This window comes from Thiorhodococcus drewsii AZ1 (assembly GCF_000224065.1).
Classification (GTDB): domain Bacteria; phylum Pseudomonadota; class Gammaproteobacteria; order Chromatiales; family Chromatiaceae; genus Imhoffiella; species Imhoffiella drewsii.
Map to the genome: position 1 here is coordinate 73433 of NZ_AFWT01000009.1, position 15541 is coordinate 88973.

General features: G+C 62.8%; 12 protein-coding genes. 6 read left to right on the top strand and 6 right to left on the bottom strand.

Translation table 11 applies throughout. From position 1 onward, the window contains the following. Window positions 1–129: 129 nt before the first annotated feature. A complete protein-coding gene (gene amt / locus THIDRDRAFT_RS07815) occupies window positions 130–3231 on the bottom strand; it encodes an ammonium transporter (protein WP_007040295.1) in 3102 nt (1033 codons plus the stop codon). A gap of 204 nt (window positions 3232–3435) precedes the next feature. On the opposite strand from amt, the gene THIDRDRAFT_RS07820 reads away from it, so the two are divergent. From THIDRDRAFT_RS07820 to THIDRDRAFT_RS07845, 6 genes are all read left to right on the top strand, one after another. Further along, window positions 3436–5052: a thiamine pyrophosphate-dependent enzyme gene (locus tag THIDRDRAFT_RS07820; protein ID WP_007040296.1), complete on the top strand. Its 1617-nt coding sequence runs from the start codon at window positions 3436–3438 to the stop codon at window positions 5050–5052. A gap of 148 nt (window positions 5053–5200) precedes the next feature. Further along, window positions 5201–5695: an indolepyruvate oxidoreductase subunit beta gene (locus THIDRDRAFT_RS07825; RefSeq protein WP_007040297.1), complete on the top strand. Its 495-nt coding sequence runs from the start codon at window positions 5201–5203 to the stop codon at window positions 5693–5695. Window positions 5696–5711: 16 nt separating this feature from the next. Continuing rightward, on the top strand, window positions 5712–7052 hold the full coding sequence (locus tag THIDRDRAFT_RS07830) for a phenylacetate--CoA ligase family protein (protein ID WP_007040298.1): 1341 nt from the start codon (window positions 5712–5714) through the stop codon (window positions 7050–7052). A gap of 98 nt (window positions 7053–7150) precedes the next feature. Next, the gene (locus THIDRDRAFT_RS07835) at window positions 7151–7588 is read left to right on the top strand and encodes an ACT domain-containing protein (RefSeq protein WP_007040299.1); all 438 of its coding nucleotides are present in this window, start codon (window positions 7151–7153) and stop codon (window positions 7586–7588) included. 243 nt (window positions 7589–7831) lie between these two features. Then, window positions 7832–9175 carry a phenylacetate--CoA ligase family protein gene (locus THIDRDRAFT_RS07840; protein ID WP_007040300.1) on the top strand — a complete coding sequence of 448 codons (1344 nt, stop codon included), beginning with the start codon at window positions 7832–7834 and terminating at the stop codon, window positions 9173–9175. 65 nt (window positions 9176–9240) lie between these two features. After that, the gene (locus THIDRDRAFT_RS07845; RefSeq protein ID WP_007040301.1) at window positions 9241–10026 is read left to right on the top strand and encodes a DUF4412 domain-containing protein; all 786 of its coding nucleotides are present in this window, start codon (window positions 9241–9243) and stop codon (window positions 10024–10026) included. Between the two features lie 122 nt (window positions 10027–10148). Here THIDRDRAFT_RS07845 and THIDRDRAFT_RS07850 read toward each other — a convergent pair whose 3' ends face one another. The 5 genes from THIDRDRAFT_RS07850 to puhC all read right to left on the bottom strand — a co-directional run bounded on the left by THIDRDRAFT_RS07850 (window position 10149) and on the right by puhC (window position 15533). Then, window positions 10149–11540 carry an AMP-binding protein gene (locus THIDRDRAFT_RS07850; protein WP_050984664.1) on the bottom strand — a complete coding sequence of 464 codons (1392 nt, stop codon included), beginning with the start codon at window positions 11538–11540 and terminating at the stop codon, window positions 10149–10151. An 85-nt stretch (window positions 11541–11625) separates the two neighbouring features. Further along, a complete protein-coding gene (gene bchJ, locus THIDRDRAFT_RS07855; protein WP_040844304.1) occupies window positions 11626–12219 on the bottom strand; it encodes a bacteriochlorophyll 4-vinyl reductase in 594 nt (197 codons plus the stop codon). Further along, window positions 12216–13502, bottom strand: a complete 1287-nt coding sequence (gene hemN / locus THIDRDRAFT_RS07860) for an oxygen-independent coproporphyrinogen III oxidase (protein ID WP_007040304.1) — start codon at window positions 13500–13502, stop codon at window positions 12216–12218. The genes bchJ and hemN overlap by 4 nt, the downstream gene beginning before the upstream one ends. A 506-nt stretch (window positions 13503–14008) precedes the next feature. Beyond that, entirely contained in the window at window positions 14009–14929 is a 921-nt protein-coding gene (gene puhE, locus THIDRDRAFT_RS07865) for a putative photosynthetic complex assembly protein PuhE (protein WP_007040305.1), read from the bottom strand. 142 nt (window positions 14930–15071) lie between these two features. Then, the gene (puhC, locus tag THIDRDRAFT_RS07870; protein WP_040844264.1) at window positions 15072–15533 is read right to left on the bottom strand and encodes a photosynthetic complex assembly protein PuhC; all 462 of its coding nucleotides are present in this window, start codon (window positions 15531–15533) and stop codon (window positions 15072–15074) included. Between the last annotated feature and the right edge of the window lie 8 nt (window positions 15534–15541).

Genomic DNA, 15541 nt, shown 5'->3' on the forward strand with positions numbered 1-15541 from the left:
ATATTCAAGGTGTTCGTCCAATCCTGCATGACGTATTCGGGCCTGGAGCAGTAGCCCCAGGCTGAAATCGAGAGTATCACAGCGTCGCTTCCCAGGAGCACATGACACTTGCGAATACATACTGCAGATTCAAGGCCCTATAGAGCTTGACGCGAAATCGTCGATGACATCGAACGAAGGAACCTCTTCGCATGCCCGCGCACTGAGGAGCTCAGTCGTCTCCTGCGGCGATCGGGGCGGACTGAAGAGATAGCCCTGGTAGGCGAGACAGCCCTCGCGCCGCAGGAAATCCAGCTGCGCCGGCTCCTCGACGCCCTCCGCGACGGTCTTGAGTCCGAGACTGCGGCCAAGCGAGATGATGGCGGCACAGATGGCGGCATCCTCCTCCTTGAGGTGGCACTCGCTCACGAAGGAGCGGTCGAGCTTGATGACGTCGATCGGAAAACGCTTGAGATAGTTGAGTGAGGAATAGCCGGTCCCGAAATCGTCGAGGGCAATCTCCAGCCCCAGCCCGCGCAGATTGCGCAGGGTCTCAATGCAGTGGACCGTATCGCGGGTCAGGATGGTCTCGGTAATCTCCAGCTGGAGCGACGCGGAAAGTGTACGCTGTTCCTCGAGGATGCGCGAAACGACGCCGCTGAAACCGGCCTGAAGGAACTGACGCCCCGAGATGTTGACGGCGATCCGAGGCGGATTCAATCCCTGCTCCCCCCAAGCGACATGCTGACGACAGGCGGCACGCAGCACCCATTCACCCACCGAATCGATCAGGCCGGTCTCCTCGAGTACGGGAATGAAGACCGAGGGCAACACCAGACCCTGACCGGGCCGACGCCAGCGAATCAACGCCTCCAGCCCGATCAATTCCCCCGTATCGATCAGGATTTGGGGCTGATAGAAAAGCTCGAATTCCTCGTTTTCCAGCGCCTCGCGCAGATCGTTCTCCTGCTCAAGACGTTCGGTCAACAGATGGGCCATGTCGTCACAGAAAACCCGGAAGTTGTTCCGGCCGGCCTTCTTGGCCTGATAGAGCGCCAAGTCGGCGTTGCGAATCAGCAGCTCCGGAGTACCGCCGCCCTCTGGATAGAAGGCGATGCCGATACTCGCCGGCGAACGGACGCTGCGCTCGCTAATTCGGTGCGGGGCCTCGAGCTCGCGCAGGATCTGCCCCGCCTTCTGCTCGACCGCCGCCTGGCTCTCCACGCCCAAGAGCGCGACGATGAACTCGTCGCCACCCCAGCGGGCCAGCAGATCGTCGGATCGGACACAGGCACGCAGACGCCCCGCGACCTCCAACAGCAATTGATCGCCCGCCGGGTGACCGAGTGTATCGTTGACGTTTTTGAAACGGTCCAGATCGAGGAAGAGCACGGCAACCTGACGCGGCGCCTCGGCCATGAGATAGAACGACAGGCTGTTGCGAAAGAAATGACGATTCGAGAGTCCGGTGAGCGCATCGTAATGGGCGAGCTGATGCAGCCTGCGCTGGATCTCGCGCTGTCGGGTCACGTCCCGCACATGCAAGGTGTATTCGGGGTGGCGCCCACAGAGCACCTGGGTAATGCCCACCTCGGCCGGGAAGCTCTCGCCATCGACCCGCTGCAGTATGGTCTGGGTGCGCTGATCCAGCAGGAAGCGCCCCTCGATGACGAAACCGCTGCGTAGCGCCTGGAGAAAGCCCTCGCGCCGCTCGCTCGGGATCATGAGTTCGGCCATCGTGCGTCCGATGGCGCTGCGCCGAGAGCAGCCCAGCGTCCGCGCTGCGGCCGGATTGAATTCGAGCACCCGACCTTCGTGATCGATGGTGATTATGCAGTCCAGAACCGCATCCAGAATCGCCGTCTTGCGTCCCTCGCTGGCGGTCAAGGCGTTCAACACGTCTTCGCGTTTCTGGATCTCCTCGTTGACCCGTTGCAGCACATGATTGTATTGGAGCGCAATCTGACCGACCTCGGTATGGGGCTCGACCCTCACCGGATTGGAGAAATCGCCCTGGCGCCTCTGGCTGTCCATTTCCATGAGCAGGTCCAGGATCTCGGTCGTGGCGCCATGCTCGGCCACATTGAGCCCGGCCTGCTCCGACTCGGCGTCCACGCGCAATCGATAGAAGCGCCCGATCAGCCATAGCAATCCGAAGCTGACGGAGAAGGCGTAGGCCCCGATCACGAGGACGCCCAGCCCCTGAACCCAAAGCTGCTCCAGCCGACCGCCGGTCTGAGCGAAGGCCGAGACCGGCGCGAAGAGCGCGACCGCCAAGGTCCCCCAGATCCCCGCGAAGAGATGCGCCGGGATGGCACCGACGGCATCGTCGATCCGCAGCCGCTCCAGCCACGCGCTGCCCAGCACCACCACGACCCCGCCGCCCCCGCCGATCAGCGCGCTCATGGGCGGCGACTGGAGATGACAGGAGGCCGTGATGGCAACCAGACCGCCGATGACCCCGTTGAGCAGGTCGAGTGCCGCCGGATACCCGAGACGGACATAGCCGAAGAACATCGCCGCAAGCCCACCGCAGCCTGCGGCGATGAAGGTGTTGAGCAGGATCAGGGGCACCGTCTCATCCAACTTGGATGCACTGCCACCGTTGAACCCGAACCAACCGAACCAGAGCAGAATGACACCGAGCGACGCCAGCGGCACGTTTCCGCCCTGCAGAACGAAGCCCTCAACGTCGAAGCGGCCGCGACGCGCGCCCAGACGGAGCACCGCAGCAAGGGCGACCCAACCTCCGACGCCATGGACCACGGTGGAGCCGGCGAAGTCGATGAACCCCATCCTTGCCAGCCAGCCCGTTGCCTCGCCCGTCGGCAGACCGCCCCAGGCCCAATGCCCCGTGACCGGGTAGATGAAGGCGACCATCATGAGGGTCGAGAAGACATAGGCGAGAAAGCGCATGCGCTCGGCAACCGCACCGCAGACGATGGTCGCCGAGGTACTGCAGAACATGCACTGAAAGAAGAAGACGCAGATGGAATGCGCCGAAGCGCCCTCTCCGAACAGAAAGTCGTCGGTACCGATCCAGCCGGCATGGGAGGCGCCGAACATGAGGCCGTATCCGAACAACCAGAAAACGAGTCCGGAGAGACAGAGATCGACGATGTTCTTGATCGCGACGTTGATGCTGTTCTTGGTTCTCACCAAGCCGGTTTCCAGACAGAGAAAGCCGGCTTGCATCATGAACACCAGGAAAGAGCACAGCAGGAGCCAGGCGATGTCTAGACCATCGGACATGGAGGGATGCACTACATCTGGGCGACGAGGCCGTATGGTACACCCCTTTCGAGCCGGGACACTCGAGCACCGCACTGCACAAGACGTTTTCGGGCGGGCTTTTGATATGACGCAGGATCGCCCGGGACGACGGCGGTTGCTGCCCCCAAGCGGTGCAGCGGATAATGCGACCGTAATATTCAGACAGCGAGAACAATCCAAGACATGACTGGAGAACGGCTTTTACTGAGCGGGGACGACGCGGTCGCGCTGGCGGCGCTGCACGCGGGCGTAAAGCTGGGGACGGGATACCCGGGCACACCATCCACCGAGATCCTCGAAACCTTCGACCACCTCGGCGGACGGGCGCAATGGTCACCAAACGAGAAGGTGGCGTTGGAAGTCGCGATGGGCACGGCCTTCGCCGGGGCGCGAACCCTGGTCACCATGAAGCACGTTGGACTCAACGTGGCCGCCGACCCGCTCTTCACCGCAGCCTATACCGATATCGAGGGCGGACTCGTTCTGGTCTCGGCCGACGATCCCGGCATGGCCTCCAGTCAGAACGAGCAGGACAACCGCCATTACGCGCGGGCCGCCGCCCTGCCCATGCTGGAGCCGATCGACTCCCAGCAGGCCTATGATTTCACCTGGCTCGGCTTCGAACTCTCCGAGCGCTGGAAGATCCCGGTCATCTTGCGCCTGACCACACGCGTCTGCCACTCCAAGACGGTGGTCGTCCCGCGCGCACGCATCCAGGATCAGCCGGAGCCCAGTTTCGAGCGCAATATCCCGGCGCGGGTCATGATCCCGGCCTATGCCAAGCCGGCGCATCACAAACTGCGTCAGAAACTGGCCGAGATCGCGGCCTGGAACGAGCAGGAAGGTCCAACCCGTCTCGACGAGGGCAAGGCCGAGCTCGGGATCATCGCCACCGGCATCGCCGCCGTGCATGCCCGCGAGGCCGCGCCGGACGCGCGCCAGCTCACCATCGGTCTGACCTACCCGCTACCGATGGAGCGCATTCGCGCCTTCGCCGACGGGGTCGAGCGTCTGGTCGTGGTGGAGGAAGGCGACCCGATGCTGGTCGACGCATTGCGCGCGGCCGGCATCCCGGCCGAGGGTAAACCCGAGATGTACCGCTTCGGCGAGCTCAACGTGGCGCGCGTGCGACGCATCCTTGCCGGCGATACCAGCCCCGAGCCGGTTCCGCCCAAGGGCAAGCCACCGGCGCTGTGCCAGGGCTGCTCGCACCGCACCGTCTTCCAGGCGCTGAAGGATCTCGACTGCATCGTCGCAGGCGACATCGGCTGCTACACACTCGGCGTGCTGCCCCCCTTCTCGGCCATGGACACCTGCGTCTGCATGGGCGCCAGCATCGGCGTCGGTCTCGGCATGCGTCACGTGCTGCCCGAGGATCAGGCGCGGCGCGTGGTGAGCGTGATCGGCGATTCGACCTTCGTGCACTCGGGGCTGACCGGGATCGCCGAGATGGTCTACAACCCGCCAGCGACCGGCCATCTGGTCCTCATCCTCGACAACGGCACCACCGCCATGACCGGCCAGCAGGAGCATCCGGGAACCGGGCGCCTGCTCGATCACTCGCCGACCGGTAAGATCAGTTTCGAGGCGCTCGCGGCCTCCATGGGCGTGCAGAACGTGCATGTGATCGACGCGAACGATCGCGAGGACGGCATGAAGACGCTGATCGCCGATCTGCTGGCCAAGCCGGAGACCTCGCTGGTGGTCGCACGCCAACCCTGCGTGCTGGCGGCCCCCAAGATCCGCTTCTACGAGAAGGCGGCCGCCGAGCAAGGATGCGCAGCCGAGCCGGCCAGCTGAGGCGCACAGGCGGCTCACCCATCGAAATGGACGGGGGTGAACGGCACACACCTAGCTCGGACCGACGGACGACCAGAAGCGTCCGTCGGTCCTCCCATCCGGTCCAAGACGGACACCCCATCAGACAAACAATCCTCAAAGTGATCGCATGACGAACGTTACCAATGTAGTCATCGCCGGACTCGGCGGTCAGGGCGTCCTCAAGGCGTCGGATATCCTGGCCGACGCGGCCTTCCGCGCCGGACTCGACGTCAAGAAAAGCGAACTGCACGGCATGAGCCAGCGCGGCGGATCGGTCAGCAGCGACGTGCGTTTCGGTCCCCAGGTCTTGAGCCCGATGGTACCGCCCGGCGAGGCGGACGTGCTGTTGGTCCTGGAAGAAACCCAGGTCGAAATCAACCGCCCCATCCTGCGCGCGAACGGTATCCTGATCGGCCCGGACGTGCTCGCGGAGGGCGCGCTCAAGAACAAGAAGAGCCTCAATGTCGCGCTGCTGGGCGCCATGTCCATGGTGCTGGACATTCCGGAGGAAGATTGGCTCACAGCCATGTACGCCAACCTTGCAGAGAAGCTCCATAAGATCAACGAACACGCCTTCGCACTCGGACGCGCCGCCGCGCTCGAGCGCAACCAGGCCGGCTAAAATACGCGAGGACCCCATGCTGAGAGAGCTCTGGAACGACGCGGAAGGTGGATTCCATCCCGCCAGCGCCCCGGATTTTCTGCCACAGACGGCGCTCCGAGAGGTCCAGCTGCGGCGCCTGCGCGCCGTCGTAGCCCGCGCCTACGAGCATGTCGAGCTGTTCCGCAGCCGGCTGGATGAACGCGGCATCACGCCCGACGCGATCCAGCGACTGGAAGATATCCAGCGCCTGCCCTTCACAGTCAAAACCGATCTGCGCGACACCTATCCGTTCGGGCTCTTCGCCAGCCCCATGAGCGACGTGGTGCGCCTGCACGCCTCCTCCGGCACCACCGGCAAACCGATCGTGGTCGCCTATACCCGCGAGGACGTCGAGGTCTGGTCCGAGGTCATGGCGCGCACCTTCGCCGCCTGCGGCATGCATCGCGGCGACATCCTGCAGAACGCCTTCGGATACGGTCTCTTCACCGGCGGGCTCGGCGCCCACTACGGCGGCGAGGCGCTGGGCGCCACCGTGATCCCCATCTCGGGCGGCAACACCGACCGCCAGATCATGCTCATCCGCGATTTCCAGGTCACCGCGCTCTGCTGTACCCCAAGCTATTTCACCTACATGGTCGAGCGCGCCCGCGAACTGGGCGTGGATCTGCGCGAACTGCCTCTGAAGATCGGCATCTTCGGCGCCGAGCCCTGGACCGACGGGATGCGCAAGCACATTGAGGCCGAGGCCGGCATCAAGGCCTACGACATCTACGGCCTCTCGGAGATCACCGGTCCAGGCGTCGCCAGCGAATGCTGCGCCCAGGAGGGGCTGCACATCTTCGAGGATCACTTCTATCCCGAGATCATCGACCCCGAGACCGGAGAGGCGCTGCCCGACGGCGAAGAGGGCGAGCTGGTGCTCACCACCCTGAGCAAGAAGGCGATGCCGATGATCCGCTACCGCACGCGCGACATCACCTCCATCATCACCGAACCCTGCTCGTGCGGACGCACCATCCGGCGCATGCGCCGCATCGGACGCCGCTCGGACGACATGTTCATCATCCGCGGCGTCAACGTCTTCCCCTCGCAGATCGAGGCCGCCCTGCTGCGGGTCGAGGGCACCCTGCCCCATTACCAGATCATCCTCACCCGCTCCCATGGGCTGGATCAGATCGCGGTCGAGATCGAAGTCACGCCCGAGGTCTTCAGCGACAAGATCCGTGGGCTCGAAGAGGTGCGCAAACGTCTGGCCCAAGCGATCGAGCACATCATCGGCATCCGGGTCGAACTGCGTCTGGTCGAGCCGCGCACCATCGCGCGCAGCGAGGGTAAGGCAAAACGGGTCATCGACCGCCGCAACGAAGGAAGTTAACCGCACAGCATATTGGGTGCGGGCAGCGAACGGACGCCGCTCCCGCACGTCACGCCCTTGCGGTTCGCAACATCCATTTCTAAAGAGAGCCCAATGCCATGAAACTGCAACAACTCTCGCTCTTTCTCGAAAACCGTCCTGGGCGGCTCGAAGCCCCGTTGACGGCGATCGCCAACGAGGACATCAATATCCTGACGCTATCGCTCGCAGATACCGCACAGTTCGGCATCCTGCGCCTCATCGTCAAGGAATGGGAAACGGCCAAGCGTGTCCTGGAACAGGCCGGCTGGGTGGTGAACCTCACTGAGGTGGTGGCCGTCGACGTGCTGGATCGTCCGGGCGGTCTGGCGGCCGCACTCAAGATCCTTGAGGACGCGGGCCTCAACGTCGAGTACATGTATGCCTTCTCGCTGCGACGCGGCGACAAGGCCATCCTCATCTTCCGTTTCGAGGACCCTGACCGGGCCATCGAGGTCCTGCTCGACAAGCAGTTGCACGTCGTCAGTGCAGAGGAACTCATGAGCTTCGTCCCCTGAAACACGCTCGACACCCCACCGCAAGCCGCCACGACCCCTGGTCGCCGGCCAAATTCCTTGTGGACAGCGACGGCCCCTTCGTCACTGAATCGGACATAGCGATGTCCCGGTTCGACTGGGTGTACGTCGCTCCATTCAAGGACCGAAAGCAGGCACCTCCAAGCGGTCGCGGCCGATCGATGAAGCCGCTGCGCCAAGCCACCCCACGCGTATCTACGGCTTTCACACAACGGATTCCGGATGATGTCCATACCCGATAGTCAACCCCCTTCCTCGACCGCACCCACCCTGTGGAACCCAGCGGCCGAAACCATGCCGCGCGCCGAGCGCGCCGCGCTTCAGCTGGAGCGTCTGCGTGGGCTCGTGACCCGCGCCGCACGGGTGCCCTTCTACCGCGACCAGTTCGCCCATCACGAGATCGGTCCGCACAGCATCCGCTCTCTCGACGACATCCGGCGCTTGCCCTTCACCACCAAAAGCGACATGCGCCGCCATCATCCGCTGGGGCTGCTCGCCGTCCCGCGCAAGGAACTGGCCCGCATCCACGGCTCGTCCGGCACCACCGGCACGCCGACCTTCGTCGGCTATACCGCCCGCGACCTGGACATCTGGTCCGAGCTCTGTGCCCGCTTCCTGGTCGCCGGCGGACTCAGACCCGAGCACACGGTCCAGGTCGCCTTCGGCTACGGACTCTTCACCGGCGGCTTCGGTCTGCACTACGGCATCGAGAAGGTCGGCGCCACCGTCATTCCGGCCGCCGCCGGAAATACCCGACGTCAGATCGATATCATGCGCAACCTGGCACCCGAGGTGCTGATCTGCACCCCGAGCTATGCCCTGACGATCGCCGACACCGCGCGCGATCTCGGCATCGACCCGCGTACCCTGCCGATCCGCTACGCCCATCTTGGGGGCGAACCCTGGACCGAGGACATGCGCCGAGAAATCGAGGAACAGCTCGATATCGCCGCCTTCAACAACTACGGTCTTTCGGAGATCATCGGCCCCGGAGTCAGCGGCGAGTGCCAGGCGCACGACGGCATGCACATCCAGGAGGACCATTTCCTGGTCGAATGTCTCGACCCGGAGACGCTGGAGCCCGTACCCGAGGGAGAACCAGGCGAGCTGGTCATCACCAACCTGACGCGCGAGGCGATGCCCATGATTCGCTACCGCACGCGCGACATCGCCCGAATCTATCGCGAGCCTTGCACCTGCGGCCGTACCAGCATCCGCATGAGCCGCGTCACCGGACGCACGGACGACATGCTCATCATCCGAGGCGTGAACGTCTTTCCCTCCCAGATCGAAGAGGCGCTGCTGCGGGTCGAGGGCACCACACCGCATTATTTGATCGAGGTGAGCCGGCCGGGTACGCTCGACGAGGTGCACGTGAAGGTCGAGATCCATCCTGAAATCTTCTCCGACCGCATGGACCGCATGCAGGCGCTGTGCGAACGAATCAGCCGCGAGATCCACACCGTCGCGGGCATCCGAGCGCATGTCGACCTGGTCGAGCCTCGCAGCATCGAGCGCTTCGTCGGCAAGGCGAAACGCGTGTTGGATAAACGCAACCTGAAAGACTGAGCCACCGATTCCGTGCCAAGCACGCGGATCGGACCAGAAACATCATCACCACAGGGACATCGAACATGACGCAATATCTCGCTCGACCCATCAGCAAGGGCGCACTGCCCGCCGTCCTCGCGCTCCTGATGACGCTGCTCGCGCTCCCAGCCGCCTTCGCCGAAGAAGAGGGGCTCTACATCGAGACACTCAATCACACCTCCGGACTGATGGGCGAGACGCCAACCGAAGAGTTGAGCAAGACCTATATCGCCTACGGGAAGATGAAGGTCGCGAGTTCGAAATCGGACGGAGCCGACATGATCCTGGATCCGACCACAGGCACCATGACCTTCCTGAATAACGCCAAAAAGGAGTATTACCAGATCGACGTCAAGAGCATGATGGAGGGCATGTCGCAGCCCGGCATGGAGCAGATGCGCGCCATGATGGAAAAGACCCAGATCAAGGTCGAGGACACCGGCGAGACTCGCAAGATCGGTGACTGGGACTGCACCAAATACGAGGTCACCAAGACCGGCATGATGGACATTCAACAGGAGATCTGGGCGGCGAAGGACGTCGATCTCGATCTGGATCGGTTCAACAACCTCATGAGCATGTCCGGACCGAACGGCCTACTGGGAGACTCGGCTGCCGCCAAGGCCCAGCGCGCGGAGATGGAAAAGGTCAAGGGCTATCCGATCCTGACCAAGACCCGAATGCAGATGATGGGATCCACCATGGAGACCGAGAGCGAGGTCAAGGTCATCCGGCACGAGCCCATGCCGGCCTCGATGTTCGAGATCCCGGACGGCTACACGCTCAAGGATATGATGGCTGCCCCGCCCAGCGCAGCGGGACATCCCTGATCCAGCACGCCCCAGCACCCGATCCGAGCGCCGAACGGCGCTCGGCTCCCTTCGAGCAGGACAGAACCCTCAATCGCCGCCCGCCAGTGCCGGCTTGTAGCTAACGGCTGGCAACTGGCGACTCAAATATCAGCCGCCCTCACATGGGAGGCGATTGCCGCACGATCGAGCTTTCCCGAATCCAACAGCGGAAAGGGCGCCAGATGCATGAAGGCACGCGGACGCTCGGGACCGGAGAGATGATCGCCACACCAGGCATCGAGGTCGGATTGGGCCAAATCGCCGCTGTGGACGGCGATCAGCCGGTGTCCCCACACCGGATCCGGCCGATCGACGATCTGCACGTCACCGATACCCGGCATGGAGGCCAACAGGTTTTCGATTCGGGCCCGCGAGACATTGGTTCCACCGATCACGAGCACATCGTCGGCCCGCCCGAGGATGCGCAGCTCGCCCTCTGGCGAGAGACAGGCCAGATCGGCGGTCTCGAACCAACCCTCCTCATCCAGACCGTCCCCCGGCCGGCGCTCCGGATTGGCATAGCCGGCCATCACAACCGAACCGCGAATCCGCAGACGCGCGGGGCGCGTATCGCAGTGACTGAGATCCAGATCGAGATCCGGCATGGGACGACCCACCACCGAGGTCTCCTCGATGCGACCGCACAGCGGTCCCTTCGTGGCGATCTGAGAGCCGGTTTCGGTCATGCCATAGCTGACGTGAAGCGGCCACCCAGCATCCAATGCGCGCTGGGCGAGCGAAAGGCTCAGTGCCTGCCCACCGAGCATCAGCACACGCAAGGACGCGGGAGGCCGACAGCCGAGCTCCAGCAGGCGGGCGAGCATCGGCGGAACCAGTGACAGGTGGGTCACCGGAAGACGCTCCAGATCCCTGGCAACCCATTCCGCCACGAAACCATCGTGAAGCAGAAGCGTCGCACCGACGAGGGCGCAACGGTAAGCGATGGATAGCCCCCCGACATGACTCGATCTCAGACAGGCGAGCCAAATATCCCCCGTCCCCAGCCCCAACACCGCATTGGCATTGAGCGCCGAGGCCAAGACGTTGGTCTGGGCCAGCATGGCGATCTTGGGGCGTCCGGTGCTACCGCTCGTCTTGATCAGCAACGCCAGCGATGCATCATCCGTTTCCGCAACCGGGGCGACTCGGTCCCCGACCCACAAGGGCCGCTCGGCCGAGGCATCCCACCTCCACTCCACCCCGGCCTGGGCGATCAACGCCTCCAATAGACTCGGATCCGAACCCTCTCGCACGGGGAACAACAGGGCCCCGATCCGGGCCAGTGCATGCTGGGTGAGGATCAGATCCCAGACCGGCGCATCTGGTGCCATGAGGACCTGACCGGGCAGAACGCCCGATCGCCGCAGCAAGATCTCACGCGCCTCGACCGAGGCACGCAGCTGATCGTAGCTGCATGAACGCTCACCCTGGATCAGGGCCAAAGCTGACCCGCTCGACCAGGGTGCATCGCGGAAACAGGGAAGGTCGCACATAAGTGGAAATCGGAACGTCAACGCCCGCAAACGACAAGGGCTCGGCGCCGCAACAGCGGACCGAGCCCTCGCGGACGTCTGAATGTTACCAGCGAATCTCGAAAACGCAGTTTGGCGCACCGACGGCATGACAGGCGATCTCGGTCACCTGCGCCTTCGGATGGACGAGACGGCCGAAGAGACGCTCGAAGGTACCGGCATAAAAGTCGCACAGCGGCTCCGAGGCGGTGGCACCGCGACAGAGCAGCGAGTCGCTGACGGTCAATTTCGGCGGATAGCTGGGATCGGCCGAAAAGACGCCGGTCCCGACGAAGGTCCAGGCATTGCCGCCGATAGCCTTGAGCAGCATCCGGGTGGCCAGACGCGGCGGTAGAATGGACAGGATCGCCTGTGCCGGTCGCGGAATCCGCACCGCCAGCAAGTAGTCACCCGTGCGCATCCCCGCATCGCGCGCGATCGCGCGGGCGGCGGTAACACCCAACAGTTCCCGCAAGGCGGCCTGTAGGCTGGTCACCTCGCCCTCTTCAACCATCTCGGTCGGCATCGCCTCAAGGTAGCGCTCAAGCCCCGCCCGGCGAAAAAGTTCGGAAACGGCCTCCGGCCCCTGCGCGGCCTCCAATGCCTCGGCGACGCGAATAATCGCGTTCGGACCAACGCGTCCATGATTCTCGTGTTTCAAATCGGTACCCTGAAGCGCCACTGGCTACTTCCCCAATCGACTAATTCGTCCTGCTCGGCGCAGAGTCCACGCAGCAGATAACGCCCTTTGGAGGTCACGCGAATCCCTGCGTCCGACACCTCCACCAGTCCGTGCTCGGCATTGCGACACAGACGACTGTATTCCTGCTCCAGATCAGTGGCTGAACTCGCCGGAAGCTGGAGATTACACATGAGGTAGAGCATGGCGTCACGCCGACGCCGATCGATCTCGCTCAGTTGACGCCCCCAAGCAACCGGCAGATGACCGCTGTTGACACGCTTCTGCCAGGTTCGGAGATCCGGCTCGTTTTGCATCAGGGCATCCCCGACCTCGCCGATACCGCTCGGCCCGAAGGCCAGAACCTGAGTCGAGGGCATGGTCGTATAGCCGATCGCATTGCGATAGAGACGTCCCTCGCGCTGCGCATCGAACAACTCATCCGTCTCGCGCACAAAGAGGTCGAGCCCAACCCAACGATAACCGGCCGAGGTGAAGGCCTCGACCGCGTTCTGGAAGAGACCGAGTTTCTCCGCTGCGGAGGGTAGCTGATTGACGTTGATCGCGTGCTGATGAGGGCGGGTGGAGGGATCGTGGGCATAGCTGAAACAGGCGGCGCGGTCGGGGGCAAGTTCTAGGATCTGGTCCAGCGTCTCCAGAAAGCTCCGCTGAGTCTGGAACGGCAGACCGTAGACGAGATCCAGGTTGATGCTCTCGAAACCGGTCTCGCGCGCCGTCAAATAGACATCACGCACCATGTTGAGCGACTGCACGCGACCGATGGCGCGCTGCACGTCCGCATTGAGATCCTGAACCCCTAAGCTGATACGCCGAAAACCCAAACCGTAGAGCAGTTCGAGTTGTCCGACCGAGGCCCGACGCGGATTGCATTCGATCGAGGCGCAGGTGTCGGATGACAGCTCGAAATGACACTCCAAGATCTCCATCAACCGCGCCAATTGCGGCTCGTTCAGATGATTCGGAGTACCTCCGCCGACATGAAGCTGATCCAACTTGCGACCACGTCCGACAAGACGGGTGACCATATCCATCTCACGCTCCAAGGCGTCGAGATATTGGTCTACCTTTTCGACGCTATGGGTTACCGTCGTATCGCAGGCGCAATAGAGACAGCGAACGTGACAAAAAGGGACATGGACGTACACGGCGAGTCGCTCGTCCGGTCTGCGGCGAAACGAAGACAACACCTCTTGGTAGTGCACGTCCGTAAAGGGTCTGTCCTCGACAGGCCCCAAGTTCGGCATGGCACATCGGTGGGGAGGGACACCGTACCGCTCAAGCAGCTCAAGAGGAAAGACGGAAGAGGAAGAAGGCGCCATGGTCTTAACCCATCTAGTCAGATTGAACCGCTGTCATACTGGGCCTCGCCGATACACCAGACACCACCCGGAACACATTCGACCCTATTCGGCAGCCACCGCCCACCCGAGCGTCGGATCGGACTGCAGACCAAAGTCTGCGGAAGCGGCCCTTGCTGACCCGTACCGACAAGGGTCGAAGGCGTTTGCGAAACGGTACTACAGAAGACGTACGGTGGAATACTTAATGGATCCAGCCGGACCCAACGAGGACAGCATCCAGGCTATACGCAGAGACGGCCATCCTAAAACCCTTCACACGTTGTCGACTTAGGTGTGATCATCGGCGCATCGAAATTATACTGCGCACGCCACCGAACCTCCAACTCGTCAAGACATCCGAGGCAAAGTTCCGGTCCGTTCAGGATGATCGGAGTCAGGAAAGGGCCGAGTTAGGCCTGATAGGCTCGACGCCAAGGTGGGGACGGAACGGCAGTCCGGGAGAGTTCTTGGCTCGTCCCGCGCTGTTTCGATGCGCGTCTTCGCTTGGTAAGCACATCGGATTGATTCGAATCCGAGCCTGGCCGCCCCGAATCATCATCGGAGTCGGGAACATCCTTATGAGGCAAGGCCCAGGCCCAGAGTGCCTCGTCGGGTAGAGGAAGCACCAAGAACCAATGCTCCAGTATCGCCAGGGCCAGCAATGTAGCGACCAAGGCCAATCCCTGCGAGGCGGCTGCGGTTAGACTGGGCTCGCGCGCCTCCAGCACGATCAGGACCACGATCACGGTCGCCAGAGTCACGGAAACGGGGAACAACAGGTTCATGCCCCGCTTCGACATGTATGTCTTGAGATAGCGCAGGTGCTCGGGCAGCCAGTCCTCGTTGAGGTTCGGCACGCCGAGAAAGAGATTCAGCTTCGCGCTCCAGCGCATCAGCCATAAAACCACGAAGGTCCAGACAGCGACCTGGTTCGGCTCCTCCCAGGAGATAAGCACCAGGAAGAGTGCCGTACCCATCACAGCCAACTCGTGATACAGGCTGGTCAGGATCGCCAGACCGAAACGTCGCAGATCGGAGCAACCGGGTGGACAAGGCGTCTTGCGCGGTCCAGTGGCCAACCCAGTGAAATAGCTCATCTCCAGCACGCCCCAGATAACGACCCCGCAGGTGAAAGACGCGTACTGAGCGAAGTTCGTGACGGAGGCACTGCTGATGACGACGCCAAAGGTGGCGATGGCCAGAACGAAGGAGCCGCCGAGCAGGGTCCAGCGAAAGGTACGTCCGGGCAGATTGTCGAGATAGAGCACCACACCGGTGCTGAACCACCAGAGACCGAGCGCGTAAAGGACGGGGAAACCGAAGTCGGACATGCTGTAGACCCAAATCTTGGTGCCGTTTCGAACGAAACGATCTGCGGTCAGCGGACAAAAGGACCGCGATCGACCGTCCTAACCACGACCGAAATCGATCGCGAACAACCGACCGGGTCCACTCTGCTAGGCAGGCTAGCCGTCATTGGGAAGCGCCGCGCGCAGGCAGCAGCTCAGCAAAGGACGCTTGATTGGTTTCGCCATAGGCCCTCAGGTCGATGACGATGCCCGTGGTGGGATCTTCGAGAGTCAAGTTGCCGTTCTGACGAAGGGCCAGGCGGAACGGTGCCTGATCGATCGTGGCGTCATAACCCATCCGTTGGCGCCCGAACGCCCGCAACACTCCACGGATGAATCCAGCACCGCCAGGCGCCAGGGTCTGGATCACCTCGCCGGTGGATGGGTCCACAATCTCTGTCGAACCATCGGATTGATCCACGAAATGCAGTTCGCGCTCCTGCACGATTGGAGTCAACGGGGCCTCATCGAACTTTGCGCCAGTCAGGCGAGCGACCCCGACCATGATGATGACAAAGCTCAGCAAGGAAGCGACGGCGATCAAGACGCCCCTCGGAAAAGGGCGTTCACCATACTCTTCAGTCAAAATGGAAC

What these genes read in the sequence shown, in the direction of transcription:
- THIDRDRAFT_RS07835 (WP_007040299.1), top strand. Translation starts at nt 7,151, where the DNA reads ATGAAACTGCAACAACTCTCGCTCTTTCTCGAAAACCGTCCTGGGCGG.
- THIDRDRAFT_RS07845 (WP_007040301.1), top strand. Translation starts at nt 9,241, where the DNA reads ATGACGCAATATCTCGCTCGACCCATCAGCAAGGGCGCACTGCCCGCC.
- THIDRDRAFT_RS07825 (WP_007040297.1), top strand. Translation starts at nt 5,201, where the DNA reads ATGACGAACGTTACCAATGTAGTCATCGCCGGACTCGGCGGTCAGGGC.
- THIDRDRAFT_RS07840 (WP_007040300.1), top strand. Translation starts at nt 7,832, where the DNA reads ATGTCCATACCCGATAGTCAACCCCCTTCCTCGACCGCACCCACCCTG.
- hemN (WP_007040304.1), bottom strand. Translation starts at nt 13,502, where the DNA reads ATGCCGAACTTGGGGCCTGTCGAGGACAGACCCTTTACGGACGTGCAC.
- amt (WP_007040295.1), bottom strand. Translation starts at nt 3,231, where the DNA reads ATGTCCGATGGTCTAGACATCGCCTGGCTCCTGCTGTGCTCTTTCCTG.
- THIDRDRAFT_RS07830 (WP_007040298.1), top strand. Translation starts at nt 5,712, where the DNA reads ATGCTGAGAGAGCTCTGGAACGACGCGGAAGGTGGATTCCATCCCGCC.
- THIDRDRAFT_RS07820 (WP_007040296.1), top strand. Translation starts at nt 3,436, where the DNA reads ATGACTGGAGAACGGCTTTTACTGAGCGGGGACGACGCGGTCGCGCTG.
- puhE (WP_007040305.1), bottom strand. Translation starts at nt 14,929, where the DNA reads ATGTCCGACTTCGGTTTCCCCGTCCTTTACGCGCTCGGTCTCTGGTGG.
- THIDRDRAFT_RS07850 (WP_050984664.1), bottom strand. Translation starts at nt 11,540, where the DNA reads ATGTGCGACCTTCCCTGTTTCCGCGATGCACCCTGGTCGAGCGGGTCA.